We start from the raw sequence: 24,650 nt of genomic DNA, 5'->3' as shown, positions 1-24,650 counted from the left end.
ACAGTCTGGAGTGTCCAAACCTACGGTAGGGGATGGACAGGACGCTTGAGGCTCCGCCGCTTTCCGCCCCGTCTCCGGCCGCCGTGCTGGAGCTGTTCAAGCCGGTTACCTGGTTTCCGCCCATGTGGGCCTTCATGTGCGGCGTCGTTTCGTCGGGCATGCCGTTCGAGGGCCGCTGGCTGTTCCTGATCGCCGGGATTGCCCTGACCGGACCGCTGGTCTGCGCTACCAGCCAGGCCGTCAACGACTGGTTCGACCGCCATGTCGACGCGATCAATGAGCCGAACCGGCCGATCCCTTCCGGCCGCATTCCCGGGCGCTGGGGGCTGTACATCGCCGTCGTCTGGACCGCGCTTTCAGTGGCCGTCGCCGCCCTGACTGGCCCCTGGGTTCTGGCCGCGACGCTGCTGGGTCTGGCCCTCGCCTGGGCCTACAGCGCGCCGCCGCTGCGCCTGAAGAAGAACGGCGTCGCCGGACCCGCTGCTGTGGCCCTGTCCTATGAAGGCCTGACCTGGTTCACCGGAGCGGCGGTCATGGCCGGGGCCCTGCCACATGGCCCGGTCCTGCTGCTGGCCGCGCTCTACAGCTTCGGGGCCTGGGGCATCATGGTGCTCAACGACTTCAAGGCGGTGGAGGGCGATCGCCGCATGGGGCTGAAATCCCTCCCGGCCGAACTGGGCGTCGATGCGGCCGCCCGCATCGCCTGTGCCGTCATGGCGGCCCCGCAGGTGATCGTCGCAACCCTGTTGTTCGTGGGCTGGGACCGGCCGTGGCACGGACTGGCGATCGTCGTCCTGCTGGGGGTCCAGCTGGGGTTGATGGCCCGGCTGCTGGGCGATCCGAAACGACTGACTCCCTGGTACAACTCCACGGGGACGACCCTCTACGTCATCGGCATGCTGGTCTCGGCCTTTGCCGTTCGCGGACTGACCGGAGCCGGCGCATGACCTCCACCCCGCTTGGCTGGCTCGGAATCGTCCGGCTGGGTCTGGTGCATAGCGCGCTGGGGGCGATCGTGGTCCTGACCACCTCGACCCTGAACCGCGTCATGGCGGTGGAGCTGGCCTTGCCGGTGGCCCTGCCGGCCGCCCTTGTGGCCTGGCACTATGCGGTTCAGCTGTCGCGACCGCGCTGGGGCTATGGCTCCGACATGGGCCGCCGCCGCACGCCATGGATCATCGGCGGCATGGGCGTCCTGGCCATGGGGGCGCTGCTGGCTGCGAATGCCACGGCGCTGATGGCCGCCTCGCCAGTGGCCGGAATCGTCCTCGCCCTGATCGCCTTCACGATGATCGGGGCCGGGGTCGGGGCCTCGGGCACCTCGCTGCTGGCCCTGCTCGCCACCCGGGTGACTCCGACGCGGCGCCCCGCAGCGGCGGCCATCACCTGGATCATGATGGTGGTCGGGATCGTCATCACGGCGGGCGTCGCCGGGGCCCTGCTGGACCCGTTCTCCATGCAGCGGCTGGCCCTAATTGCCAGCGGCATTGCCCTGATCGCCTTCCTGGTGACCTTGCTGGCTGTACGCGGGGTTGAAGGCGAGGTCGCGCCGGTGACCTCCGCGTCGGCTGAGCCGAAACCCGATTTCAGGACCGTGTTGAAGGAGACCCTTGCCGACCCCCGGGCGCGGCTGTTCGGGGTCTTCGTCTTCGTCTCCATGGTCGCCTACAGCGCCCAGGACCTGATCCTCGAGCCCTTCGCCGGACTGGTCTTCGGTATGACGCCGGGCCAGTCGACCCAGATGTCGGGCATGCAGCACGGCGGCGTCCTGATCGGCATGATCCTCGTCGGGGCCGCAGGCGGCATGGTGGGCGGTCGCGGGGCCGGCTGGATGCGGGGCTCGACCATTCTGGGCTGCGCCGGATCGGCTGTGGCCTTGAGCCTTCTGGCCGTGGCGGCTGCGGTCGGGCCCGGCTGGCCCATTTCCCTGACCGTCTTTGGGCTCGGTTTCTTCAACGGGGTGTTCGCGGTCGCGGCCATCGGCTCGATGATGGCCCTGGCCGGAGCGGGCCCTGACGGGGACGAGGCCGGGGGGCGCGAGGGCATCCGTATGGGGGTCTGGGGCGCGGCCCAGGCCATCGCCTTCGCGCTCGGAGGCTTCTTCGGGGCCGTCGGTGTCGACATCGGTCGCCGGATTTTTGCCGAGGATGCGACCGCCTTCCTGACAGTGTTCGCCATTGAGGCCGGCCTGTTCGTCGCTGCCGCCCTGATCGCCACCCGCATCGGCCGCGCCGCCCGGCAGGCCCCATCCGCCTTCACCCCTGTCCGAGGAGCCGAGCATGTCCAGGCCTGAACCCGGCATCATCGCTGAGACCTTCGATTGCGTCGTGGTCGGGGGCGGGCCGTCGGGCGCGACCGCCGCGCGTCATCTGGCCGAACAGGGGCGCACCGTGCTGTTGCTGGACCGGCAGGGCCGGATCAAACCCTGCGGCGGGGCCATCCCGCCCCGGCTCATCCGCGATTTCGACATCCCCGACAGTCTGATCTGCGCCAGGGCTTCCGAGGCCCGCATGATCGCCCCGTCCGACCGTCGTGTGCGAATGCCGATCGAGGGCGGCTATGTCGGCATGGTCAATCGCGAGAGCTTCGACGAATGGCTGCGTGTCCGCGCCGAGGCGGCCGGGGCCCAGCGCCGGACGGGGACCTTTGAACGGATTGAACGCGAGGCCGACGGGTCTGCGGTTGTCGTCTATCGCCCGGCAGGGGCCGCGAAGGACTCGGTGCCGATCTCGGTCCGCGCGCGCATGATCATCGGGGCCGACGGGGCCCGCTCCAATGTCGCCGCCCAGACGGTGAAGGGTGCAGACCGCCAGCGCTACGTCTTTGCCTATCACGAGATCATCAAGGCCCCGGCCGCCGGCGTCGCCGACTTCGAGGCCCAGCGCTGCGATGTCTGGTACCAGGGCCAACTATCGCCGGACTTCTACGCCTGGATCTTCCCGCACGGTGACACCGCCAGTATCGGCGTGGGCTCGATGCAGAAGGGCTTCTCCCTGCGCACCGCCGTCACCGCCCTGCGTGCGAAGAGCGGCCTCGCCGACTGCGAGACGGTGCGCACCGAGGGCGCGCCCATCCCGCTGAAGCCAATGAAGCGCTGGGACAATGGCCGCGACGTGGTGCTGGCCGGTGATGCGGCCGGCGTCGTGGCCCCGGCCTCGGGCGAGGGGATCTACTATGCCATGGAGGGCGGACGTCTGGCGGGCGAGGCCGTCGAGGCGGCGCTCGCGACCGGCAAGGCGAAGGCCCTGACCACTGCACGGAAACGTTTCATGAAGGCCCATGGCAAGGTCTTCATGGTGCTCGGGATCATGCAGCATTTCTGGTACCGGTCGGACAAACGCCGCGAGCGGTTCGTCAGCCTGTGCGACGATCCCGATATCCAGGAACTGACCTGGCAGGCCTATATGAACAAGGAACTGGTGAAGGCAAAACCCGCCGCCCACGCCCGGATCTTCCTCAAGGATATGGGGCATCTGCTGGGGCTGCGCCCGGCGTGAAACAGTCTGGCCGCGCGACATGAGCGGCTTCTTCACCAGCGGTCATGCGGTCGATCTGATCCTGCTCATCATGGCGCTGGAGGCGGGTTGGCTGCTGGCGACGCGCCGGATGACACCTTACGCCCTGCTTCTGGTCTTTGGCCCCGGCGTCTGCATCCTGCTGGCGGCGCGCGCGGCCATGGTCGGGGCAGACTGGCCCTGGATCGCGCTGGCGCTGGCGGCATCCTTCCCGCTGCACCTGCTGGATCTGCGCCGTCGTCTGAATCGCCCGGCCCCATAGAAAAAAAGGCCCCGGCGCGAACGCCGGGGCCCTGATTTTCAGACGATTGCCGAACTCAGCCGTTGGCCTTGAGATAGGCGATCACGTCAGCCCGCTGCTGCGGATTCTTCAGACCCACGAACGCCATCTTGGTGCCGGGCATAAAGCCGCGGGGGTTTTCGAGATAGGTGAACAGGGTGGCCTCATCCCAGACTGCATCGCTGTTCAGATTTGCCGTCGAATAATTGTAGCCCGGAACCGTGCCGGACTCGCGGCCGACAACGCCGTGCAGGGACGGACCGACGCGATTCACGCCTTCCTCGATAGCGTGGCAGGTGCGGCACTGGGCGAAGATGCGTTGGCCGGCCGTTGCGTCGCCCGTGAGGCCTGCGACCTGGAGCGTCGCACCGCCGGCGGCGGCCGCATCGGCAGGTGCCGCAGCAGGGGCGACCGGGGCAGGGGCGGGTTCAGCGGCCGGGGCCGGCTCCGCCGGAGCAGCCGCGGGGGCTTCCGCAGCAGGGGCTGCGTCCTCGCCGCCGCCCGAGCAGGCCGCGAGGGCCAGAAGCGCCGAGCTGGCAACCGCACCGACGATACCAAATTTACGCATACGAGCAGCCTCCCAGGATGTCTGTTATCGGGACCTTAGTCCCGGACCGAATACTGTCAACCGCATTGGACAGGCGAGGTTCCAGTGCGCATGGGTCAAGGCGACGCATGCGAGACATCTAGTGCGGACCGACCAGCTTCTTGCGAAATGATCGCAACCACCACCAGACCAGCAAGACGACAACCGGTGCGATTACTCCAGCGGCCACTGTGGCGTCGAAGCGATGGATGAGCTTTTCGAGCGCCTTTAGCGGGAAGCCCAGCAGGCCCACGGCATAATAGGCGATGGCCACGGTCGACAGACCCTCGACCGTTTGCTGCAGCTTCAGCGACGCCCCCGCGCGCTTGTCCATCGATGCCAGCAGGGCGGCACTCGTGGCCTCCGCTGCCACCTCGACCCGGGTGTTGAGCATCTGGGCCATGCGGGCGATCCGGCCGATCGTGGCCCGCTGTCGCTCCGCGATGGTGTCACAGGTGCGCATGGCGGGATCCAGCCGGCGCTGCATGAACTCGCCCAGCGTCAGCAGACCCTCGATATGCTGCTCACGCAGCATATCGATCCGCTCCCGGACGATCCCGTGATAGGCGGCCGCGGCGTCGAAGCGAAAGCTTGTGCGGCCGATCAGGGCCTCGGTCTCACCGGCCAGGGCGGCCAGCCGGTCCAGCAACAGCCGGTCGGCCTCCGGATCGGCTGCCTCGGCCAGCTGGTGCGCGAGGTCTGCCGCCGTCGATTCGATCCCGCTCAACGCCTTGCCAGTCTCGCCAGCCACCGGAAAGGCCAGCAGCGCCATCAGCCGGTAGGTCTCGATCTCCAGCAGCGACTGAACCATCCGTCCCGTCAGGGCGGCATCTCCGGCATGGGTCAGCATCAGATAACGCGTCATCCCCTGCCCATCCGGCCGGAAATCCGTCAGGGCGATCGCCGCCCCGTCGGCGAGGCGTGATCCGACCACTTCCAGCCCGAACAGGGCGGCAGCTGACTTTTCATCGACCTCGGACCAGACCTCCAGCCGGGTCGCGACCAGCACGGCCCCGGGCAGGTCGGACAGCCAGTCCTCCGGGGCCAGATCCAGAGCCGTCTCGACAAAGGGCGTCGAACCGACCGGGGTGCGGAAAAAGGTCCAGGTGGACAGTTCCGTGTGCCGCTCCCACCGGACCCGCCACGCGCCGGCGTCCAACGCGCACCAGCGGGACCCGGGCCCGGGCTCGGGCTGCCCGACCCGGCGGCACAGGGCGGCCATGTGGCGACGATCCGCATCCTCGCCATCCTGTCCGGACAGCGTGGCGATCCGGGTAATGAGCGCCGGCGCGGTCAGGGGGGTGAACGGCCGGGCGTGGGCCTCGGCAATCAGGGTGTCGCGCTGGGGGTGAAACCGCCACCCACGGTTGGTCTCGGCTTTCGTGGTCGTCATGGCGCACCCTCCGAAAGACGACCCCGCGTCTCCGCCCACGATAGTCCCGACTCGCCGGCGCATTCAAATGTCGACGTTCCTTCACGCCGCGACGCGTTGACCGCCGGGTCCATGCATGAAACCGTCGTGTCCAACGGATTGGACACTTTTGATGCGCCTTGTCTTTCCTTTTTCGGCCATCGTCGGTCAGACGGACATGAAACTGGCCCTGCTGCTGGCCGCCGTGGACCGCACGCTGGGCGGGGTCATGGTGTTCGGGGATCGCGGCTCGGGCAAGACCACGGCGGTCCGGGGGCTGGCGGCCCTGCTGCCGCCGCTGTCCGTAATCTCGGGCTGCCGCTTCAACTGCGAACCTGACCGGCCGAGCGAGGCCTGCGAAGGAGTTCTGCCACCATACCGGCGTCGGCCACACCCCGGCCGCCGTCGTTGACCTGCCGCTCGGCGCGACCGAGGATCGTGTCGTCGGGGCGCTGGACCTCGAGCGGGCCCTGACCCTGGGCGAAAAGGCCTTCGAGCCCGGCCTTCTGGCCCGCGCCAACCGGGGCTTTCTGTATATTGATGAGGTCAATCTGCTGGAGGACCATCTGGTCGACCTGCTGCTGGATGTCGCCCAGTCGGGCGAGAACGTGGTCGAGCGTGAAGGGCTCAGCGTCCGCCATCCGGCCCGGTTCGTTCTCGTCGGCAGCGGAAACCCGGAAGAGGGCGAATTGCGGCCCCAGCTGCTGGACCGGTTCGGCCTGTCCGTCGAGGTCCGCACGCCCGAGACCCTGGCCGACCGGGTCGAGGTGGTGAAACGCCGGGACGCCTTCGACCGCGACCCGGCCGGCTTCTCGAAGGCGTGGAAAAACAAGGACGCCGCTGTCCGCCGCAAGGTCGCCGCCGCCCAGACCGCCCTGTCCGGCATCACCGTGCCCGACGCCATGCTGGAGGCGGGGTCGCGTCTGTGCATGGCGGTGGGGGCGGATGGCCTGCGTGGGGAACTGACCCTGCTGCGGGCCTCGCGCGCGCTCGCGGCGCTGGAAGGCCGGGCTGCGGTCACCGAAGGCGATTTGCGTCGCATTGCCCCCATGGCCCTGCGTCATCGCCTGCGCCGCGGGCCGCTGGACGAACAGGCCTCCACCACGCGGATCGAACGCGCCATGGACGAACTGCTGGCCGCATGACCGGGGCCCGGGACGTCTGGGCCGACGCGATCCTGGCGGCGGCCCTGCTGGCGATCGATCCCGGTCTGGGCGGGGCGACGCTCCGGGCCGGTCCGGGGCCGGTCCGCGACGCCTGGCTGTCTGGCCTGCGCGCCCTTCTGCCCGAGGGCGCGCCCTGGCGGCGGCTGCCGCCCGGGGTCGGCGATGATCGCCTGCTGGGCGGGCTGGATCTGGCCGCCGCCCTGGGGGCGGGTCGCCGGGTGCTGCAGAAGGGTCTGCTGGCCGAGGCGGACGGCGGCGTGCTGATTGCGCCGATGGCCGAGCGGCTGGACAGCGGCGTGGCTGCGCAGCTGGCGGGGACGCTGGAGGAGGGGGCCGTCCGCATCGAACGCGACGGCATGGCTGAACGGCTGGAGACCCGGTTCGTCCTGATCGCGCTCGACGAGGGTCTGGAGGACGAACGGCCCCCCGAAGCCCTGCTGCAGCGGCTCGCCTTCCATATCGAGCTGGACGGGGTCGGTCATCGCGATGCCGAACCGATCAGCGCCACGCCGGCCGACATCGCCGAGGCCCAGGGCGCACTGACCCGGATGGCACCACCGGACGAGGCCGCGATCCATGCCATCTGCTCAGCCGCCGACGCCCTGGGCGTCTGGTCGCTGCGCGCGCCCCGGCTGGCGCTGCGGGTCGCCGCCGCCCTCGCCGCGCTGGAAGGGCGCGAGGTGATCGACGAGAGCGACCTCGCCACCGCCGCCCGGCTGGTGCTCGCACCGCGCGCGACCCGGATGCCGGCTCCCCCCGCCGAGCCGGACAGCGCCGAAGCCGAAGCGGATCGGCCGGACGCGGATGAAGCCGATACCGGGTCAGACACGGACACCGACGCGGGCCCGGGCGAGGGGCAGGGGGCACTCGACGATCTGTTGCTGGAGGCGACCCGTTCGGCCCTGCCAGCCGGGCTGGAGGCCATGTGGGTCGTTGGCGGATCAGTCTCCCGGTCGGCTCCGTCGCGGGCCGGGGCGGCGGGCGCAAGACTGCCGACGGCGAAACGCGGTCGACGCATCGGCACGCGGCCGGGCAAGCCGGACGGGGCCTCGGGGCTGGATCTGGTCGAGACGCTGAAGACCGCTGCACCCTGGCAGAGGCTGCGCGGGGCGAACCCCGGTCCGGATCGCGGTCCGCTCCGCGTGCGCCGCGACGACTTCCGCATCCGCCGGTTCGAGCAGCGCTCCGAATCGACAGTCATCTTTGTCGTCGACGCGTCGGGATCGGCGGCCCTGCAGCGGCTGGCCGAGACAAAGGGAGCGGTCGAACTGCTTCTGGCCGAGGCCTATGTGCGGCGCACCCAGGTGGCCCTGATCGCCTTCCGGGGCGAGACAGCACAGCTGCTGTTGCCGCCCACCCGATCGCTGGCGCGGGCCCGGCGGGAACTGGCGGAGCTGGCCGGCGGGGGAGCCACGCCCCTGGCCTCAGCCCTCGAGGCGGCGGCGGCGCTGGGCGTGGCGGAACGCTCCAAAGGCCGCACGCCCCTTTTGGTGATCATGACCGATGGCCGGGGCAACATCGCCCTCGACGGAGCGGCCTTCCGAACCCGGGCCGAGCAGGATGCACTGAACGCCTGTCGCCGGATCAGGGCGGCGGGGCTGTCGGCCGCCCTGATCGACATCTCGCCCCGTCCGCGTGGGGACGGGGCGAAACTGGCGGAGGCCATGGGCGGCCGGTTCGCGGCCCTGCCCTTTGTCGAGGCAGAGCGGGTGCGCGACGTGGTCCGCGCGCTTGATGGGACCCGCTGACATGTCGCGGCCGCTAGCGGGGCTCTTTGGTCCTGACCGTGGCGATGCCGTCGTCGCGAGACTGGTCCATCGGGTGCTGGTTGGCCGGTTTCCGCTTGAACAGCATATAGCCGATGACCGCTGCAAGCACCGCGATGATCAGGGTCGCCAGGGCCAGGGTCGGGATCAGGTCGTTGGTATCCATGGGGAAAGGCCTCCTTCGGGCCGGAGTGTGAAGTCTGAGGCAGCAATGACCCGGCAGGGACCGGCGTTCCGTAAGGCGAAGGTGTGAGCGACCGTCCGGACTGGGAGATCGAGGGCCGGGACTGGCCCAACCGGGCTACCAGCCGGTTCATCACGGTCGATGATCTGCGTTGGCATGTGCAGGTCTCGGGCACGGGGCCCGTGGTCCTGTTGCTGCACGGCGCGGGCGCGGCGACGCACAGCTGGCGCGGCGTGATGCCCCTGCTTGCGGAACAGTTCACGGTGGTGGCACCTGACCTGCCCGGCCACGGTTTTACGGCCATGCCTTCCGGGCACTCCCTGTCCCTGCCGGCCATGGCGCGGCGAACCGCGTCCCTGATGGCGGCGCTGGAGCTCAGACCGGCGCTGGTGGTGGGCCATTCGGCCGGGGCGGCCATTGCCCTGCAGATGGCTCTGGATGGACGATCCGCAGGCGCAGCGATCGTGGCGATCAACGGCGCGCTCCAGCCGTTCGCCGGGGCCGTGGCCCCCCTGTTCCAGGGGCTGGCCATGGGGCTGTTCGTCAATCCTCTGGCGGTGCGCATGTTTGCCGCCGCCGCCCGCGACCGGTCCCGCGTGGCACGCATGATCCGGGGTACCGGCTCGTCCATCGACGAGACCGGCATTGATCTCTACGCGCGGCTGCTTCGCAAGCCCGGCCATGTCGCAGGGACGCTGGGCATGATGGGCAGCTGGGATCTGCGGGCCTTGCGGCGATCCCTGCCGCAGCTGAAGGCGGGACTGACCCTGGTGGTCGGCGACCGCGACACCGCCGTGCCGCCGTCGGTCGCCACCGAGGTGCGGCTATCCCTGGCGGCCGCGCGGATTGTCACCCTGCCGGGGCTTGGCCACCTCGCTCACGAGGAACGCCCCGATCTGGTTTCGGCAGTGATCAGTGACGTCGCGCATGCCGCACCAGCGACGGGCGCACCGGCATGACCGGTCAGACGATCTTCTTCATCGAACTGGGCCTCGTCTTTGGCGGCGTCCTCGGCTGGGCCGTGTGGGAGCTGTGGTCCCTGCGGCGGTCGCAGGCCCGCGATCGGGCTGCCTCAGCTGAGCGCGCGCGGCATGCGGAAGGGCAGCATCCCCCGCACGAAGGGTGACCTGAGCCGCCCCAGCGACAGGCTCTCGTGAATGGCCTCGCAGGGCTCACCGAACAGATGGGTGCGGATCGCCGAGCGTGAATAGAAGGGCGTGTCCTCCCAGGTGTGGACGACCTCGACCGGCCGGTCGGCATCGGAGCGCGTATGCCGCTCCATCCGCCAGACGGTTTTCGGCAGGGCGGCATGCGCCGGCGGCTCGACCGGCTCGGGCCGGCCGTGGCGGTCGAACCGCAGGGCCAGCGACAGCGCCGACCCGTCCCGCTTCTTCAGATCATAGAGGACCGCGCTGTCCTGCTTCAGGTGCGCGCGCGACCAGTCCCAGACCGCAAAGGCGTCCTCCAGCGGCTCGACCCCGGCGTTGGTGTCCAGATAGCCCTCGCCGGTCCACGACAGGGCCGGTTCGTCCAGGGTCACGGCGATGCGGGCGCGCGGGGCGATGGGACGCCACACATGCCGGCCGGCTCCGTCGATGGCAAAGGACTCGGCATTGATGGCGGTGGGGGAGACCCGCACGGTCCCCTTCAGCCGCTTCGGCAGCATCGGCATCGGCGGGACCGGCGCCGTGATCTCGTCGATGCGGATGATCAGGTCATCGCCGTCCCACGACAGGGCGCTGGGCCCGATGCGCAGGTTCGCCGCGTCCCGCTCGACCTGGCCCTCGCCGCGCTCGGTCATGGTCCAGCGGTCGCAGCCGGGCCCGTAGAAGGCGACGTTCAGGGCGCAGTGATTTTCCGGCCGCCCCCGCCCCGACCAGCCGTACCAGGGCGAGAAGACACTGCCGACGAAGGCGATGATGGTCAGGCCGTTGCGCCCGTCCGCGCTCATCGCGTCGACATACCACCAGGCATAGCCGCCCGGCGCTACCGCCTGGTCGAAGCGCGGTCCGCCAGAACGGCCGAGGCCGCAGAGCGCCCCGACAGCGCCGCCATCGGTACGCCGGCCCCAGGGTGCGTCGCTCCCCCGCAGAGGTAGAGCCCGGGCATCCGCGTACGGGCTCCGGGCCGCCGGAACGCGCCGTCCCACCCGTGCCCCGCCCGGCCGTAGAGCGCCCCACCCGTCGCCGGAAAGCGCTTCTCGAAGCCGTCGGGCGTCGTGATCGCCATCGGCGACGGCGAGGGGTCGATCCGGACTCCGCAGCGTCGCAAGGCGTCCAAGGTGCGTGTCCGACATGTGTCGATCTCCTCTCGGGACCAGGTGTGGACGTCGCCATCGGGCGGCGCGTTGATGATGGTGAAATAGCGCTCCGGCCCGTCGCAGAGGGGCTGCCCTCCGCTGTCCGCCCGGTCCTGGGCGCAGACATAGACAGTCGGGGCCACGGGCATGCGCCCGGCGTGAAGTGCCCCGAACTCGGTGACATAGTCGGGCGAGAAGAACAGGTTGTGCCGGACCAGCGGCGCGTCCGTGGTCCCGGTGAAGGCCAGGGTCAGGGCAGAGAGGGACCGGGCCTTTCGCGGCGCCGGGTCCACCGCCAGTGCGGCCTCGGGCCCGAAGCACCCTGCTGCCAGCGCGCCCGGGTCGGCGTTCAGGATCACCCGGTCGGCCTCGATCCGCTCCCCCGACGCCAGCGCAACGCCGGCGACCCGACCGGTGCCCTTGATCACCTGCGTTACGGTCTCGCCGTAGCGGATCGTGGCTCCCGCCCGGCGCGCCAGCCCGGCGAGGGCCTCGGGGATTCGCTGCATCCCGCCCTCGACCAGCCAGACGCCCTGCTGCTCGACATGGGCGACCAGCATCAGGGTGGCCGGGGCGCGGAACGGTGAACAACCGGCGTAGGTCGCGTAGCGGCCGAACAGCTGTCGCAGCCGCGGATCGCGGAAATAGGATCCCAGCTCCGACCACATCGAGCGATAGGGCATGATGCTCCACTGATCGACCGGCCGGTGAAGGCCGATATCCAGCGTCAGGCCCAGGATGTTCGGCTTCGCCTTGCGGATAAAGGGTTGCTCCAGCACCCGGTAGATACGGGCGGCCCGGGCCGAGAAGGCGCGGAACCGCCGGGCCTCGCCTGCGCCCGCCAGATCGCCGACAGCCTCGGCCGAACGATCGAGATCCGCGAACAGGTCAAAGGTCGAGCCATCCGGCCAGCTGTGCCGGGCCAGGGTTTCGCTACGCACGACCGTCAGATGGTCGGACAGGGTTTCGCCGGCCGCCTCGAACAGATCGTCGAAGACCCATTTCATTGTGAAGACGGTCGGTCCCGAGTCGATCGAGACCTCTCCGACGCGGGCCTCGGCCAGCTTGCCGCCGGGGGTCGGGGCTTGTTCGAGGACGGTGACGTCCAGCCCTTGCCGACACAGGTCCACGGCGGCGCTGAGCCCACCGATTCCCGCCCCGACAATGACGACCGTCTCGCGCCGCATCGGCCGCGCGCCTCCTGTGTCCTGTTGACATGACACTAAAGGTGTCCAACGTGATTGACACAAGGGATTTATCCTCCCCCGTCGGGGGAGGTGGCACGGCGCGCCTTCGCGCCGTGACGGAGGGGGCCCGCTTCAGACTCCGGCGTGCGCGGTTGGCCCCCTCCACCGCTTCGCGGTCCCCCTCCCCCGATGGGGGAGGATCGAGGACGGATGCCCCAGACCTTGCATGACCGCTTCCGCGACTGGCGCAACCGGCTGATAGGCAATTCCGGCTTTCAGCGCTGGGCCGCGCGCTTTCCCCTGACCCGGCCGATCGCCCGACGCCGGGCCCAGGCCCTGTTCGATCTGTCGGCCGGCTTCATCTATTCCCAGATCGCCTATGCCTGCGTGACGTCAGGCCTGCTTGAGAGGCTCGCGGCCGGGCCGTGCGACCTCATCCAGCTGTCCCGCACGGTTCAACTGGATCAGGCCGCGACCCTGCGGCTCGTGCGCGCCGCGGCTGCGCTGAAGCTGGCCGAGGCCTGCCCGAACGACCGGTTCGCCTTGGGTGTGGAGGGTGCCGCCCTGCTGGGGGCTCCCGGGGTGACGGCGATGATCACCCATCACGCCCTGCTCTATGCCGATCTCGAGGATCCGATGGCACTGCTGCGCCGGGGCGGCGGCGGGGGGGCGCTGGCCGGTTACTGGCCCTATGCCGGGGGGGAGGCCCCGGATCCGGTCGCTGCAGCGGCCTATTCAGGATTGATGTCGACCTCCCAGGCCATGGTCGCGGCCCAGGTGCTGGATGCATATCCGGTCGGCCGCCATCGCCGGTTGATGGATGTCGGGGGCGGGCAGGGGACTTTTCTTCGGGCCGTCGCCGCCCGCGCGCCCCGGCTGGAGCTGGCCCTCTTCGACCTGCCCGCCGTCGCCGACCGGGCGCGCGCAGCCTTTGCGGCCGAGGCGATTTCACTGGATGCGGTCGGCGGCAGCTTCTTTGCCGATCCCCTGCCCACCGGTGCCGACGTGATCAGCCTGATCCGCATCCTGCACGATCACGATGACGGACCGGCACTCGCGATTCTCAAGGCCGTGCGCGCCGCCCTGCCGCCGGGCGGGACGCTCCTCATCGGTGAGCCTATGGCACAGGTGCGTGGAGCCGAGCGGGTGGGGGATGCCTATTTCGGCCTGTACCTGCTGGCCATGGGGTCCGGACGCCCCCGGCCTGCCGCGGAAATCATCGCCCTGTGCCGCGAGGCAGGATTCGCCCGGGCAGGCCTTAGAGCTACGGCCATGCCGATGATTTCCAGCCTCGTCGTCGCCCGCGTCTGACAGGCTCGCGAGACTGTCCACCGCATGGAACTGTCCAAAGTGTAATCAGGATTTGACAACCAAAACTGTCAATCTAAGCTGACAGTCTGGGAGGGTGCCTATGGGGGCAGATCCTCCAAAGGCGACCCGATGAACACTCTGGCTGTCGTATTGGAGGAGCCTCGCCACCTGGCGCTCCGCCGGCTCGACCTGAAGCCGGCCGTTCCCGACGACGTGGTCGTCGCGGTGGACTGGAGTGGAATCTCGACCGGCACCGAACGGCTGCTGTGGGACGGCCGCATGCCGCATTTCCCCGGGCTCGGCTATCCGCTGGTGCCCGGCTACGAGTCGGTCGGCCAGATTGTCGACGCCGGAGAGAACGCCCGCGACCGCATCGGCGAGCAGGTCTTTGTGCCCGGCTCGTCCCACTTCATCGACGCCCGCGGCCTGTTTGGCGGCGCGGCCCGGACCTTGATCACGCCGCAGTCCCGCACAGTCACCCTGCCCGACGGGCTGGAGGATCAGGGCGTGTTGCTGTCGCTGGCCGCCACCGCCTATCACGCCATCGTCGGCGGCACGGCTCCCGACCTGATCGTCGGCTACGGCACGCTCGGTCGTCTGCTTCTGCGCATCACCGAGGCCATGGGCGGTGCGCGTCCCACGGTCTGGGAGACGAACGTCAGCCGTCGCCACGGCGTGGCCATCCATCCCGATGCCGACGACCGCCGCGACTATCGCTCCATCTACGACGCCTCGGGGGCCGAGGACCTGATGGACTTCCTGGTCGCGCGGCTGGCGCGCAGCGGCGAGATCGTTCTGGCCGGCTTCTACGAGGCGCGGCTCTCCTTCGCCTTCCCCATGGCCTTCATGAAGGAGGCGCGGTTCCGCATCGCCGCCGAGTTCAAGCCTGAAGACGTCGCCGGCGTCACCGCCCTGATCGAGTCAGGCGCGCTCAGCCTGGACGGTCTGATCACCCACCGCATGGCGGCGACCGAGGCGAACGACGCCTATCCCGTCGCCTTCGGCGATGCCGCCTGTCTCAAGATGATCCTCGACTGGAGGAATTGCGCATGACCATCACCCTGATTTCCCACAAGGCCCTGCGCGAAGAGGCGAAACAGGAGCCGGATCCCGTCCACACGGGCGAGGTCACCAAGGAAACCCAGATCATCGCCATCTACGGCAAGGGCGGCTCGGGCAAGTCCTTCGCCCTGTCGAACCTCAGCTACATGATGGCCCAGCAGGGCAAGCGGGTCCTGCTGATCGGCTGCGATCCCAAGTCCGACACCACCTCCCTGCTGTTCGGCGGCAAGTCCTGCCCCACCATCATCCAGACCTCGGCGGCCAAGAAGCTGACCGGCGAGGAAGTGAAGATTGAGGACGTCTGTTTCCAGCGCGACGGCGTCTTCGCCATGGAACTGGGCGGGCCCGAGGTCGGGCGCGGCTGCGGCGGACGCGGCATCATCCACGGCTTCGAACTGCTGGAGAAGCTGGGCTTCCACGACTGGGGCTTCGACTACGTCCTGCTCGACTTCCTCGGCGACGTGGTCTGCGGCGGCTTCGGCCTGCCGATCGCCCGGGACATGTGCCAGAAGGTCATCGTCGTCGGCTCCAACGACCTGCAGTCGCTGTACGTCGCCAACAATGTCTGTTCGGCGGTCGAATATTTCCGCCGGCTGGGCGGCAACGTCGGCGTGGCCGGCATGATCATCAACAAGGATGATGGGACGGGGGAGGCCGCCGCCTTCGCTGACGCCGTCGGCATTCCCGTCCTGGCCTCGATCCCGGCCAATGAGGACATCCGCCGGAAGTCCGCCAACTACCAGATCATCGGCACGGCCGACAGCGAGTGGGGCGGCCTGTTCGCCGGCTTGGCCCAGGCCGTGACCGACAGCCTGCCGCAGCACCCCAAACCCCTGACCCAGGACGGGCTGCTGGGCCTGTTCAGCCCGGAACAGACCGGCGGCGCGGTCAGCCTGATCCCCGCCACCCAGAGCGACATGCGCGGCGCATCCTATGTGCCGAAGGCCTCGCTCGAAGTCATCTACGACGAGGCGGTCTGACCGATGGCTGATGGCGTCGCCCGCATCGATCCGCCCGCGCCCGAGCCGGTCTCGCTCGACGGCGGCTGCCACGGCGGCAAGGCCGAGCTGCAGGCGGCCGCGTCGAAGGCCGGCAAGTCCGAAGTGCTGGCCCGCTATGCGAAGGACTATCCGGTCGGTCCCCATGACCAGCCGCAGTCGATGTGCCCGGCCTTCGGCAGTCTGCGCGTCGGGCTGCGCATGCGCCGCACGGCAACGATCCTGTCGGGCTCGGCCTGCTGCGTCTATGGCCTGACCTTCACCAGCCACTTCTACGGCGCGCGACGCTCGGTCGGCTATGTGCCGTTCAACTCCGAGAGCCTGGTCACGGGCAAGCTGTTCGAGGACATCCGCGAGGCGGTGTTCCAGATGGCCGACCCGGAGCTGTACGACTCCATCGTCGTCACAAACCTGTGCGTCCCGACGGCGTCCGGCGTGCCGCTTCAGCTGCTGCCGAAAGAGATCAACGGCGTCCGCATCATCGGCATCGATGTGCCCGGTTTCGGCATCCCGACCCATGCCGAGGCCAAGGACGTCCTGGCCGGGGCCATGCTCAACTATGCGCGCAAGGAGGCCGAGGCCGGTCCTGTCGCCGCCCCGAAGGAGCGCACCGACAAGCCCACCGTAACCCTGCTGGGCGAGATGTTCCCCGCCGACCCCATGATCATCGGCCGCATGCTCGAGCCCATGGGCCTCGCGGCCGGGCCCGTCGTGCCGACGCGCGAATGGCGCGAGCTCTATGCCGCCCTCGATTGCGCCGTCGTCGCCGCCATCCACCCCTTCTACACCGCCAGTGTGCGCGAGTTCGAGGCGGCCGGCCGCAAGGTCGTCGGCTCGGCCCCGGTGGGCCGCGACGGCACCGCCGCCTGGCTGCAGGCCATCGGTGAGGCCTGCGACGTGCCGCAAGCGCAGATCGACGGCATCAAGAACGCCATGGTTGGCGCCATCGGTGCGGCCCTGGCCGGCGCGCCGATCAAGGGCCGGATCACCGTCTCGGGCTATGAGGGGTCCGAACTTCTGGTCGCCCGGTTGCTGATCGAGAGCGGTGCCGAGGTCGAGTATGTCGGCACCGCCTGCCCGCAGACGAAATGGTCCGACCCCGACCGCGAGTGGCTGGAGTCAAAGGGCGTCACGGTCAACTACCGCGCCTCTCTGGAACAGGACCTGTCGGCGGTCGACGCCATCAAGCCGGACCTCGCCATCGGCACCACCCCGGTGGTGCAGCACGCCAAGTCCCTGTCGATCCCGGCCCTGTATTTCACCAACCTGATCTCGGCCCGGCCCCTGATGGGCCCGGCCGGCGCGGGTTCGCTCGCCCAGGTCATCAACGCCGCCATCGGCAACAAGGCCCGGTTCGACCGGATGAGCGCCTTCTTCGAGGGCGTCGGGTCCGGCGACACGGCCGGCATCTGGTCCGAGACGCCCGTGGCCCGCCCCGAGTTCAAGGCCCGCTACGCCAAGCAGATGGCGGCGGCGGCCAAGGCCGAGGAGCACGTCGGCACATGACGCTGATCCTCGATCACGACCGGGCCGGCGGCTACTGGGGCGCGGTCTATGCCTTCACCGCCATCAAGGGGCTGCAAGTCATCATCGACGGCCCGGTGGGCTGCGAGAACCTGCCGGTCACCAGCGTGCTGCACTACACCGACGGCCTGCCGCCGCACGAGCTGCCGATCGTCGTCACAGGGCTCGGCGAGGACGAGCTGGGCCGCCACGGCACTGAAGGGGCGATGAAGCGGGCGTGGAAGACGCTGGACCCGGCGCTGCCGTCCGTCGTCGTCACCGGCTCGATCGCCGAGATGATCGGCGGCGGCGTGACGCCCGAGGGCACCAATATCCAGCGCTTCCTGCCGCGCACCATCGACGAGGATCAGTGGCAGTCGGCCGACCGCGCCCTGACCTGGCTGTGGACCCAGTTCGGGCCAAAGAAGATGCCACGCCCGCGCGACCGGGCGGAGGGTGACAAGCCGCGCGTCAACCTGATCGGCCCGATGTACGGCGTGTTCAACATGCCCTCGGACCTGGCCGAGATCCGCCGTCTGGTCGAGGGCATCGGCTGCGAGGTCAACATGACCTTCCCGCTGGGCAGCCACCTGGCCGATGTGCGCAATCTCGCCGATGCCGAGGTCAACATCTGCCTGTATCGCGAGTTCGGTCGCGGCCTGTGTGAGGCGCTCGAGAAGCCCTACCTCCAGGCCCCGATCGGGTTGGACTCCACGACCCTGTTCCTGCGCCAGCTGGGCGAGATGACCGGGGTCGACCCCGAGCCCTTCATCGAGCGCGAGAAACACACCACCATCAAGCCCCTGTGGGACCTGTGGCGCTCGGTGACCCAGGACTTTTTCGGAACCGCCAGCTTCGCCATCGTCGCCAGCGAGACCTACACCCGGGGCGTCCGCAAGTTCCTGGAGGACGATCTGGGCCTGCCCTGCCAGTTCGCCATCTCGCGTTGCGCCGGTACCAAGACCGACAATGCCGAGATCGCCCGGCTGGTGCGCGAGACGCGGCCGCTGGTCCTGTTCGGCAGTATCAACGAGCGCATCTATCTGGCCGAAGCCGGTGGCGGGGGACACGGCCCCTCGGGCGTCTGGGTCCCGGCCTCCTTCCCGGGCGCGGCGATCCGGCGGCACACAGGCACGCCCTTCATGGGCTACGCGGGCTGCACCTGGCTGGTGCAGGAGGTCTGCAACGCCCTTTTCGACGCCCTGTTCAACATCCTCCCGCTGGCGTCCCAGATGGACAAGGTCGAACCCACGCTCGCCCGGCCACATGCCGAGATCGCCTGGGAAGACGCGGCCATGGACGAGCTGGAGAAGCTCGTCGCGTCGCAGCCCGTCATCGTTCGAATTTCGGCGGCCAAACGCCTGCGCGACACGGCCGAGCGCGCCGCCCGCCAGGCCGGGGAGGATCGGGTCACGCTCGACCGCCTCTTTGCCGCCAACGCCATCGTCCTGAGCGGGAGGGCTGCCTGATGCGCGCCGTCTTCTGCGCAGGACCCCAGTTCCGTCATCCGGCCTGTCCGGGTGGCGGAAACGGCCACGGGACTTCCCCGTGGTCGAAGACTTGCTCCAACGAAAGGAGGAGAGATGTCTCATCTACCTGATGAAAGACCAGTTGGGTCCCTCACCGGACTCACGCCTGAAGCCGCCAAGGAATTCCACGGCATCTTCATGACCAGCTTTATCGGCTTCACGCTCATCGCGATCGTGGCGCACGTTCTTGTCTGGTACTGGCGTCCCTGGCTGGGGGCCTAGGTCTCCACTTTACTTTGTCGGCAAGGGGTAATCCCTTGCCGTCGCCAACAAAGCCACTCGATGGCTATGGAGGACTACAGTTATGTGGAGAATTTGGCTCCTGTTCGACCCTCGTCGGGCGCTGGTCGCGCTCGCCGTCTTCCTGTTTACCCTGGCTCTGCTGATCCACTTCATCCTGCTCAGCTCGCCCCGGTACAACTGGATCGACGGTCCCGAGCGTGCCCAGGCAGCGGCTGCGGCCGCCGGCACACCCTGACGGGCAATCCGCTGATGCGGCGCGCGGGCGGAGACGGAGCGATCCGACCTCCGTCCGACGCGACCGTGATGAAACAGATGTCCAGCTCGCAGGGCGAGATCAAGGACGGAGACGGTCATGGCCTTACTGAGTTTTGAGCGCAAATACCGCGTCAGGGGCGGCACCCTGATCGGTGGCGACATGTTCGATTTCTGGGTGGGGCCGTTCTATGTCGGCTTCTTCGGCGTCACGACGGCCTTCTTCTCGGCCCTCGGCACCGCGCTGATCTTCTACGGAGCGTCGCTGGGCGACACCTGGAACCCGTGGCTGATCACCATCAATCCGCCCGACATCTCATGGGGCCTGTCGCTCGCGCCCCTCCGCGAGGGCGGGATCTGGCAACTGGTGACCATCTGCGCGACCGGGGCCTTCATCTCCTGGGCCCTGCGCGAGGTCGAGATCTGTCGCAAGCTCGGCATTGGCCTGCATGTCCCGATCGCCTTCGGCGTGGCCATCCTCGCCTATCTGTCGCTGGTCGTCGTACGTCCGTTCCTGCTCGGAGCCTGGGGCCACGGCTTTCCGTACGGTATTTTCAGCCACCTCGACTGGGTGTCGAACGTTGGCTACCAGTATCTGAATTTCCACTACAATCCCGCGCACATGGTCGCCGTGACCTTCTTCTTCACGACGACGATGGCGCTGGCGCTCCACGGCTCGCTGGTTCTGGCCGCGACCAATCCCGGCCCCGGCAAGGAAGTCCGCCAGCCCGAGCATGAGGACACCTTCTTCCGTGACTTCATCGGCTATTCGGTCGGCACCCTGGGCATTCACCGGGTCGGCCTGTTTCTGGCCCTTCAGGCCGGGATCTGGAGCGCGATCTGCATCGTCATCAGCGGTCCCTTCTGGGACAAGGGCTGGCCCGAATGGTGGGACGGCTGGCGCAACCTGCCGATCTGGCAATAGGGGAGGGGGGAACCATGTCCGCCTATCAGAATATCTTCACCCAGGTGCAGGTCCGCGCCCATCCCGAGATGGGGGTGCCGACCGAGGCCGGTGACGACGCCTGGCGCGTCGGTACGCCCTTCTTCTCACACTGGATCGGCCGGATCGGTAACGCCCAGATCGGCCCGATGCACCTGGGCTGGACCGGCATCCTGTCGCTGTTCACCGGATTCCTGGCCTTCGAGATCATCGGCCTGAACATGCTGGCCTCGGTCGACTGGAACCCGATCGAGTTCGTTCGCCAGCTGCTGTGGCTGGGTCTGTATCCGCCGCCGCCCGAGCAGGGGCTGAACATCCTGCCGCCGCTGAACCAGGGCGGCTGGTGGCTCATCGCGGGCTTTTTGCTGACGGTCTCGGTGATCAGCTGGTGCGTCCGTTCCTATCTGCGGGCCAAGGCCCTCGGTCTCGGCACCCACACCACCTGGGCCTTCGCTTCTGCGATCTGGCTGTATCTGGTCCTGGGCTTCATCCGTCCGATCATGATGGGCAGCTGGTCGGAAGCCGTGCCGTTCGGCATCTTCCCGCACCTCGACTGGACCGGAGCCTTCTCGATCACCTACGGCAACCTGTTCTACAACCCGTTCCACTGCCTCTCGATCGTGTTCCTGTATGGCTCGACCCTGCTGTTTGCCATGCACGGCGCGACCATTCTGGCCACAAGCCGCTACGGGGCCGAGCGCGAGGTGGAACAGATCACCGATCGCGGCACGGGAGCTGAACGGGGAGCCCTGTTCTGGCGCTGGACCATGGGCTTCAACGCAACGATGGAGTCCATCCACCGCTGGGCCTGGTGGTTCGCCGTCCTGACCACCCTGACGGGCGGTATCGGCATCCTGCTGACCGGCACCGTCGTCGAAAGCTGGTACGACTGGGCCATCGCCCACAACTACGCCCGCTGATCCTGCGGGCACGACAGACAGGACGCGCCGGGTTCGCCCGGCGCGTCTTTTCGTCTGCGTCGGGTTCGGAACCCTGATCCGGTCTTGGAGCCGTCACACCGGGGCGCTATGCGGAGGCCCCCTCGACTGACCCGGTGCCGCGATGTCCCGTCTGCTCGCAAGTCTCTGCCTTGCCCTTGCCGTCTCCCCCGTCGCGGCTCTTGCCCAGACGCGCGACGCCGCCCTCGACGCGCGGCCGCCGGCCCTGATCGTCACCATCGTCGTCGACCAGTTCAGTGCCGACCTGTTCAACCAGTATCGCTCCCGCTTCACCGGCGGACTCAAGACCCTCGCTGATCAGGGTCTGGTCTATGCCAGCGGCTATCAGCAGCATGCGATGACCGAGACCTGCCCCGGTCACTCCACGGTGCTGACCGGCCTCAACCCGGCCCGGACCGGCATCCCGGCCAACGACTGGATCGACCGGACGACCGGCCAGGAAGTCTACTGTCTCGCCGCCCCGCAGAACACGCTGGCCCACGGCCGCAACACCGACAATGGCCCGGTCGGTCCGGAACAGATGGCGGCCTCGACCCTTGGCGACTGGCTCAAGGCCGTCAGCCCGCAGAGCCGCGTCTATGCCGTCTCCGGAAAGGACCGCGGGGCGATCACCCTGAACGGCCATCAGGGCGACGGGGCATTCTGGTATACGGTCGGTTTCGGCTTCACGACCTATGTCGAGCCGGATCAGGCCGCCGGGGCCCGGCTGGCTCCGGTCGCCGCGCTGAACAGCCGGATCGCGGCGCGGATCGCGGCCACCCCGCCGGTCTGGTCCTACAGCGACGCGGCCTGCCGCGCCCTCGAGGCCGACTGGACCGTCGGCGGGGCCAGCTTCCATGCGGCCGTCCCGCCGCAGCGTTTCGCCATCGACACCTCGCCCTTCCTCGACGAAATGACGCTGGAGGCCGCGACCGAGCTGCTGGACAGCCGCGAACTGGGCCGTCGTGGCGTGACCGACATGCTGGGCGTCAGCCTGTCGGCCACTGACCGGATCGGCCACACCTTCGGCAACCAGGGCCCGGAGATGTGCGACCAGATGCACCGGCTGGACGCGGCCCTTGGCACCTTCCTCGACCGCCTCGCCGACGTGCCCGGCGGTGTTCTGGTGGTTCTGACCGCCGACCATGGTGGCAATGACTTCCCCGAGCGCCAGTCCACGCGCGGCTTCGCCGAGGCGCGGCGCGGCGACCCGGACCTGCGGGGCCGGGTCAATGCGGTGCTGAAGGCCCGCTTCAACCTCGACGTCGATCCCCTGACCTATGGCGGCAGCGGGCTGATGGTCGTGGGGGCCGGCAACATCGCCCTGCCGCAGCCCCTGCGCGCCCGGGTGGCCGCCGCCGCCGTCGAGGCCCTGCGCGCCGAGCCGACCGTGGCCGGGGCCTGGACGATCGAGGAGGCGCTGGCAGCGCCCGTCCCGTCCCGGCACGCCAGCCCCCAGGAACTGTCGTTGCTGGAGCGCCAGCGGGTCGGGGCTGTCGACGGTCGATCGCCTGATATTCTGATCGCCCTGCAGCCGGGCACGACCCCGGGCGCGGGTCGTGCCGGGCTTTCGGTGGCGGGGCACGGCACACCCTGGGACTACGACCGTCGCGTCCCGATCCTCTTCTGGTCCCCGGGCGGACCCGGTCAGGAGCGCTATCTGCCGGTGCGCACCATCGACATCGCCCCGACCCTGGCCCGTGCGATGGCTGTGGAGACGCCGGATGATCTCGACGGACGCTGCCTCGACCTCGGCCTTTTCGGTGCTGCCCCCTGTGCTGAAGCGGACTGAGCGCGCGTAACAGCGACTCACTTCCTGTTTCCCGGCCGGCCCCGGCCTTACCCCGGCTGCGATTCGTGGGCACAAGGGGCGACAGGGAACGCGGCCGGACAACGGCCAACGGGTGAGAGCGCATGAACAGAGCACGCCGCGCGCGGATCGTCGCGACGCTGGGGCCGGCCAGCCGGGCCCCCGGCATGGTCAAACAACTGGCCCAGGCCGGGGTCGACGTCTTCCGTCTGAACTTCAGTCACGGCACGCATGAGGATCACGCCGCGGCTCTGAAGGCCGTGCGCGGGGCTGAGATGGCGCTGAAGCGGCCTCTCGGCGTCCTGGCCGACCTGCAGGGCCCCAAGCTGAGGCTGGGCCGGTTCGCCAATGTCGAGATCGACATCAAGCCGGGTCACAAGATGCGGTTCGACCTCGATCCGACGCCGGGCGACGAGACCCGTGTGCAGATGCCCCACCCCGAGATCTTCCGCGCCCTGCGCACCGGCATGCTGCTGTTGCTCGACGATGGCCGGGTCCGCCTCCGGGTCGGCGAACGCACGGATGAGTGGGCCGACGTCACCGTCGAAAGCGGAACGAAACTGTCCGACCGCAAGGGCGTCGCCGTCCCCGAGGCCGTCGTGCCCGTCTCGGCCCTGACGCCCAAGGATCGCGAGGACCTGGCCTTCGCCCTGCGCATCGGCGTCGACTGGGTCGCGCTCAGCTTCGTCCAGAAGCCCGAGGACATGGCCGAGCTGAAGTCCATCGTGAAGGGCCGCGCCGCCTGCCTCGCCAAGATCGAAAAGCCCCAGGCCCTCGCCGACCTCGAGGCCATCCTTGACTACTGTGACGGCGTCATGGTCGCCCGCGGTGATCTCGGCGTGGAGATGGAGCCGGAAGAGGTCCCGGTCGCCCAGAAGGCCATCATCCGGGCCGCCCGCCAGCGCGGCGTGCCGGTGATCGTCGCCACCCAGATGCTGGAATCCATGACCGCCTCGCCCGCCCCGACCCGGGCCGAGGCCTCCGACGTGGCCAACGCCGTCTATGAGGGGGCCGACGCCCTGATGCTGTCGGCTGAGACGGCGTCCGGCGACTATCCGCTGGAGGCCGTGGGCATCATGAACCGGATCATGGAGCGGGTTGAATCCGACCCCCTGTGGCCCAGTCTGATGGACGCCGAACACGCCGGCATGGACGATTTCGACGCCGACGCCCTCGTGGCCGCCGCGCGCAAGGCCGGCGAGGCCCAGTCCACAGCCTGTATCGTGGTCTTCACCACTCTCGGCGGCACCGCCCGACGCATGGCGCGCGAGCGCCCGCTGCAGCCGGTCCTGGCCCTGACGCCCAAACCCGAGACCGCCCGTCGCCTGGCGCTCGTCTGGGGCCTCGAACCCCGGCTGGGCAAGGAGCCGACCAGCCTTGAGGACGTGACCGACGACGCCGTCAACTCGGCCATGGAATTCGGCCTCGCCCAGCCCGGCCAGCGCATCCTGATCCTGGCCGGCACGCCCTTCGGGGCCCCGGGGGCTGCGAATCTCCTTCGACTGGCCCATGCTCCCCTGAAGAAGGCGAAGCGCTAATCTCGGCAATGTCCTTCCCCCGCCCTTCGCGGGGGAAAGCGGCCCGTCGATCGCGCAGCGATCCAGGGCCGATGGGGGAAGTCTTGTCTTGTTTTACAGCCCACCGACGTTCCCCCATCCGTCCTGTTC

Annotated in this window: 24 protein-coding genes; 19 read left to right on the top strand and 5 right to left on the bottom strand. The window is 69.0% G+C overall.

Annotated features, from left to right (window positions below; genetic code table 11):
* Nucleotides 1-32 precede the first annotated feature (32 nt).
* Genes chlG through SJY26_RS16460 form a run of 4 tightly spaced genes read left to right on the top strand, consistent with a single transcriptional unit; the run spans nucleotide 33 to nucleotide 3,777 of the window.
* A complete protein-coding gene (chlG, locus tag SJY26_RS16475; protein WP_396594056.1) occupies nucleotides 33-947 on the top strand; it encodes a chlorophyll synthase ChlG in 915 nt (304 codons plus the stop codon).
* Complete coding sequence (locus SJY26_RS16470) at nucleotides 944-2,293, top strand: BCD family MFS transporter (RefSeq protein ID WP_396594055.1); 1,350 nt, start codon at nucleotides 944-946, stop codon at nucleotides 2,291-2,293. Before chlG ends, SJY26_RS16470 begins: the two co-directional genes overlap by 4 nt.
* On the top strand, nucleotides 2,280-3,497 hold the full coding sequence (locus tag SJY26_RS16465; RefSeq protein WP_396594054.1) for a geranylgeranyl diphosphate reductase: 1,218 nt from the start codon (nucleotides 2,280-2,282) through the stop codon (nucleotides 3,495-3,497). The genes SJY26_RS16470 and SJY26_RS16465 overlap by 14 nt, the downstream gene beginning before the upstream one ends.
* Before the next feature lie 19 nt (nucleotides 3,498-3,516).
* Entirely contained in the window at nucleotides 3,517-3,777 is a 261-nt protein-coding gene (locus tag SJY26_RS16460) for a hypothetical protein (protein ID WP_396594053.1), read from the top strand.
* A gap of 55 nt (nucleotides 3,778-3,832) precedes the next feature.
* Here the strand turns inward: SJY26_RS16460 and SJY26_RS16455 are convergent, their stop codons facing one another.
* Nucleotides 3,833-4,363, bottom strand: coding sequence for a c-type cytochrome (locus tag SJY26_RS16455; RefSeq protein ID WP_396594052.1), 531 nt, complete (start codon nucleotides 4,361-4,363; stop codon nucleotides 3,833-3,835).
* Nucleotides 4,364-4,481: 118 nt separating this feature from the next.
* Entirely contained in the window at nucleotides 4,482-5,774 is a 1,293-nt protein-coding gene (locus SJY26_RS16450; RefSeq protein ID WP_396594051.1) for a DUF3422 family protein, read from the bottom strand.
* Nucleotides 5,775-5,925: 151 nt separating this feature from the next.
* Between SJY26_RS16450 and SJY26_RS16445 the strand changes: the two genes are divergently transcribed.
* Genes SJY26_RS16445 through SJY26_RS16435 form a run of 3 tightly spaced genes read left to right on the top strand, consistent with a single transcriptional unit; the run spans nucleotide 5,926 to nucleotide 8,706 of the window.
* Entirely contained in the window at nucleotides 5,926-6,204 is a 279-nt protein-coding gene (locus SJY26_RS16445; protein ID WP_396594050.1) for an ATP-binding protein, read from the top strand.
* Complete coding sequence (locus SJY26_RS16440; RefSeq protein WP_396595793.1) at nucleotides 6,128-6,937, top strand: ATP-binding protein; 810 nt, start codon at nucleotides 6,128-6,130, stop codon at nucleotides 6,935-6,937. The genes SJY26_RS16445 and SJY26_RS16440 overlap by 77 nt, the downstream gene beginning before the upstream one ends.
* Nucleotides 6,934-8,706 (top strand): magnesium chelatase subunit D, encoded by a 1,773-nt coding sequence (locus tag SJY26_RS16435; RefSeq protein ID WP_396594049.1) that lies wholly within the window; start codon nucleotides 6,934-6,936, stop codon nucleotides 8,704-8,706. Before SJY26_RS16440 ends, SJY26_RS16435 begins: the two co-directional genes overlap by 4 nt.
* Before the next feature lie 13 nt (nucleotides 8,707-8,719).
* On the opposite strand, the gene SJY26_RS16430 is transcribed toward SJY26_RS16435, so the two are convergent.
* Nucleotides 8,720-8,890: a hypothetical protein gene (locus tag SJY26_RS16430; protein WP_396594048.1), complete on the bottom strand. Its 171-nt coding sequence runs from the start codon at nucleotides 8,888-8,890 to the stop codon at nucleotides 8,720-8,722.
* Between the two features lie 83 nt (nucleotides 8,891-8,973).
* Here SJY26_RS16430 and bchO point away from each other — a divergent pair, with 83 nt between their 5' ends.
* Nucleotides 8,974-9,867 (top strand): alpha/beta fold hydrolase BchO, encoded by an 894-nt coding sequence (gene bchO, locus SJY26_RS16425; RefSeq protein WP_396594047.1) that lies wholly within the window; start codon nucleotides 8,974-8,976, stop codon nucleotides 9,865-9,867.
* A gap of 113 nt (nucleotides 9,868-9,980) precedes the next feature.
* On the opposite strand, the gene SJY26_RS16420 is transcribed toward bchO, so the two are convergent.
* A complete protein-coding gene (locus tag SJY26_RS16420) occupies nucleotides 9,981-10,859 on the bottom strand; it encodes a hydratase (protein WP_396594046.1) in 879 nt (292 codons plus the stop codon).
* Between the two features lie 35 nt (nucleotides 10,860-10,894).
* Nucleotides 10,895-12,394, bottom strand: coding sequence for a 1-hydroxycarotenoid 3,4-desaturase CrtD (crtD, locus tag SJY26_RS16415; RefSeq protein WP_396594045.1), 1,500 nt, complete (start codon nucleotides 12,392-12,394; stop codon nucleotides 10,895-10,897).
* Between the two features lie 210 nt (nucleotides 12,395-12,604).
* Between crtD and SJY26_RS16410 the strand changes: the two genes are divergently transcribed.
* The 11 genes from SJY26_RS16410 (at nucleotide 12,605) to pyk (ending at nucleotide 24,521) form a co-directional block, all read left to right on the top strand.
* Nucleotides 12,605-13,705, top strand: a complete 1,101-nt coding sequence (locus tag SJY26_RS16410) for a methyltransferase (protein ID WP_396594044.1) — start codon at nucleotides 12,605-12,607, stop codon at nucleotides 13,703-13,705.
* A gap of 129 nt (nucleotides 13,706-13,834) precedes the next feature.
* Nucleotides 13,835-14,758 carry a chlorophyll synthesis pathway protein BchC gene (gene bchC, locus SJY26_RS16405; RefSeq protein ID WP_396594043.1) on the top strand — a complete coding sequence of 308 codons (924 nt, stop codon included), beginning with the start codon at nucleotides 13,835-13,837 and terminating at the stop codon, nucleotides 14,756-14,758.
* On the top strand, nucleotides 14,755-15,747 hold the full coding sequence (locus tag SJY26_RS16400; RefSeq protein ID WP_396594042.1) for a chlorophyllide a reductase iron protein subunit X: 993 nt from the start codon (nucleotides 14,755-14,757) through the stop codon (nucleotides 15,745-15,747). The genes bchC and SJY26_RS16400 overlap by 4 nt, the downstream gene beginning before the upstream one ends.
* A gap of 3 nt (nucleotides 15,748-15,750) precedes the next feature.
* Nucleotides 15,751-17,271: a chlorophyllide a reductase subunit Y gene (gene bchY / locus SJY26_RS16395; RefSeq protein ID WP_396594041.1), complete on the top strand. Its 1,521-nt coding sequence runs from the start codon at nucleotides 15,751-15,753 to the stop codon at nucleotides 17,269-17,271.
* A complete protein-coding gene (bchZ, locus tag SJY26_RS16390; protein WP_396594040.1) occupies nucleotides 17,268-18,737 on the top strand; it encodes a chlorophyllide a reductase subunit Z in 1,470 nt (489 codons plus the stop codon). The genes bchY and bchZ overlap by 4 nt, the downstream gene beginning before the upstream one ends.
* A gap of 114 nt (nucleotides 18,738-18,851) precedes the next feature.
* Nucleotides 18,852-19,019: a light-harvesting antenna LH1, beta subunit gene (gene pufB / locus SJY26_RS16385; protein WP_396594039.1), complete on the top strand. Its 168-nt coding sequence runs from the start codon at nucleotides 18,852-18,854 to the stop codon at nucleotides 19,017-19,019.
* Nucleotides 19,020-19,101: 82 nt separating this feature from the next.
* Nucleotides 19,102-19,275, top strand: a complete 174-nt coding sequence (pufA, locus tag SJY26_RS16380; protein ID WP_396594038.1) for a light-harvesting antenna LH1, alpha subunit — start codon at nucleotides 19,102-19,104, stop codon at nucleotides 19,273-19,275.
* A 117-nt stretch (nucleotides 19,276-19,392) separates the two neighbouring features.
* Nucleotides 19,393-20,217: a photosynthetic reaction center subunit L gene (gene pufL, locus SJY26_RS16375; RefSeq protein ID WP_396594037.1), complete on the top strand. Its 825-nt coding sequence runs from the start codon at nucleotides 19,393-19,395 to the stop codon at nucleotides 20,215-20,217.
* A gap of 14 nt (nucleotides 20,218-20,231) precedes the next feature.
* Nucleotides 20,232-21,155 (top strand): photosynthetic reaction center subunit M, encoded by a 924-nt coding sequence (gene pufM, locus SJY26_RS16370; RefSeq protein ID WP_396594036.1) that lies wholly within the window; start codon nucleotides 20,232-20,234, stop codon nucleotides 21,153-21,155.
* A gap of 142 nt (nucleotides 21,156-21,297) precedes the next feature.
* A complete protein-coding gene (locus tag SJY26_RS16365) occupies nucleotides 21,298-22,965 on the top strand; it encodes an alkaline phosphatase family protein (RefSeq protein ID WP_396594035.1) in 1,668 nt (555 codons plus the stop codon).
* A 122-nt stretch (nucleotides 22,966-23,087) separates the two neighbouring features.
* Nucleotides 23,088-24,521, top strand: coding sequence for a pyruvate kinase (gene pyk / locus SJY26_RS16360; protein ID WP_396594034.1), 1,434 nt, complete (start codon nucleotides 23,088-23,090; stop codon nucleotides 24,519-24,521).
* Nucleotides 24,522-24,650 lie beyond the last annotated feature (129 nt).

The organism is Brevundimonas sp. R86498, from assembly GCF_044598075.1.
In the GTDB taxonomy this organism is placed as follows: Bacteria; Pseudomonadota; Alphaproteobacteria; order Caulobacterales; family Caulobacteraceae; genus Brevundimonas.
This window is presented reverse-complemented; position numbering and strand designations above follow the sequence as displayed.

Excerpts from the sequence above, each read along its gene's own strand:
- chlG (WP_396594056.1), top strand. The coding sequence starts at position 33 with ATGGACAGGACGCTTGAGGCTCCGCCGCTTTCCGCCCCGTCTCCGGCC.
- SJY26_RS16470 (WP_396594055.1), top strand. The coding sequence starts at position 944 with ATGACCTCCACCCCGCTTGGCTGGCTCGGAATCGTCCGGCTGGGTCTG.
- SJY26_RS16465 (WP_396594054.1), top strand. The coding sequence starts at position 2,280 with ATGTCCAGGCCTGAACCCGGCATCATCGCTGAGACCTTCGATTGCGTC.
- SJY26_RS16460 (WP_396594053.1), top strand. The coding sequence starts at position 3,517 with ATGAGCGGCTTCTTCACCAGCGGTCATGCGGTCGATCTGATCCTGCTC.
- SJY26_RS16455 (WP_396594052.1), bottom strand. The coding sequence starts at position 4,363 with ATGCGTAAATTTGGTATCGTCGGTGCGGTTGCCAGCTCGGCGCTTCTG.
- SJY26_RS16450 (WP_396594051.1), bottom strand. The coding sequence starts at position 5,774 with ATGACGACCACGAAAGCCGAGACCAACCGTGGGTGGCGGTTTCACCCC.
- SJY26_RS16445 (WP_396594050.1), top strand. The coding sequence starts at position 5,926 with ATGCGCCTTGTCTTTCCTTTTTCGGCCATCGTCGGTCAGACGGACATG.
- SJY26_RS16435 (WP_396594049.1), top strand. The coding sequence starts at position 6,934 with ATGACCGGGGCCCGGGACGTCTGGGCCGACGCGATCCTGGCGGCGGCC.
- SJY26_RS16430 (WP_396594048.1), bottom strand. The coding sequence starts at position 8,890 with ATGGATACCAACGACCTGATCCCGACCCTGGCCCTGGCGACCCTGATC.
- SJY26_RS16420 (WP_396594046.1), bottom strand. The coding sequence starts at position 10,859 with ATGAGCGCGGACGGGCGCAACGGCCTGACCATCATCGCCTTCGTCGGC.
- crtD (WP_396594045.1), bottom strand. The coding sequence starts at position 12,394 with ATGCGGCGCGAGACGGTCGTCATTGTCGGGGCGGGAATCGGTGGGCTC.
- SJY26_RS16410 (WP_396594044.1), top strand. The coding sequence starts at position 12,605 with ATGCCCCAGACCTTGCATGACCGCTTCCGCGACTGGCGCAACCGGCTG.
- bchC (WP_396594043.1), top strand. The coding sequence starts at position 13,835 with ATGAACACTCTGGCTGTCGTATTGGAGGAGCCTCGCCACCTGGCGCTC.
- SJY26_RS16400 (WP_396594042.1), top strand. The coding sequence starts at position 14,755 with ATGACCATCACCCTGATTTCCCACAAGGCCCTGCGCGAAGAGGCGAAA.
- bchY (WP_396594041.1), top strand. The coding sequence starts at position 15,751 with ATGGCTGATGGCGTCGCCCGCATCGATCCGCCCGCGCCCGAGCCGGTC.
- bchZ (WP_396594040.1), top strand. The coding sequence starts at position 17,268 with ATGACGCTGATCCTCGATCACGACCGGGCCGGCGGCTACTGGGGCGCG.
- pufB (WP_396594039.1), top strand. The coding sequence starts at position 18,852 with ATGTCTCATCTACCTGATGAAAGACCAGTTGGGTCCCTCACCGGACTC.
- pufA (WP_396594038.1), top strand. The coding sequence starts at position 19,102 with ATGTGGAGAATTTGGCTCCTGTTCGACCCTCGTCGGGCGCTGGTCGCG.
- pufL (WP_396594037.1), top strand. The coding sequence starts at position 19,393 with ATGGCCTTACTGAGTTTTGAGCGCAAATACCGCGTCAGGGGCGGCACC.
- pufM (WP_396594036.1), top strand. The coding sequence starts at position 20,232 with ATGTCCGCCTATCAGAATATCTTCACCCAGGTGCAGGTCCGCGCCCAT.
- SJY26_RS16365 (WP_396594035.1), top strand. The coding sequence starts at position 21,298 with ATGTCCCGTCTGCTCGCAAGTCTCTGCCTTGCCCTTGCCGTCTCCCCC.
- pyk (WP_396594034.1), top strand. The coding sequence starts at position 23,088 with ATGAACAGAGCACGCCGCGCGCGGATCGTCGCGACGCTGGGGCCGGCC.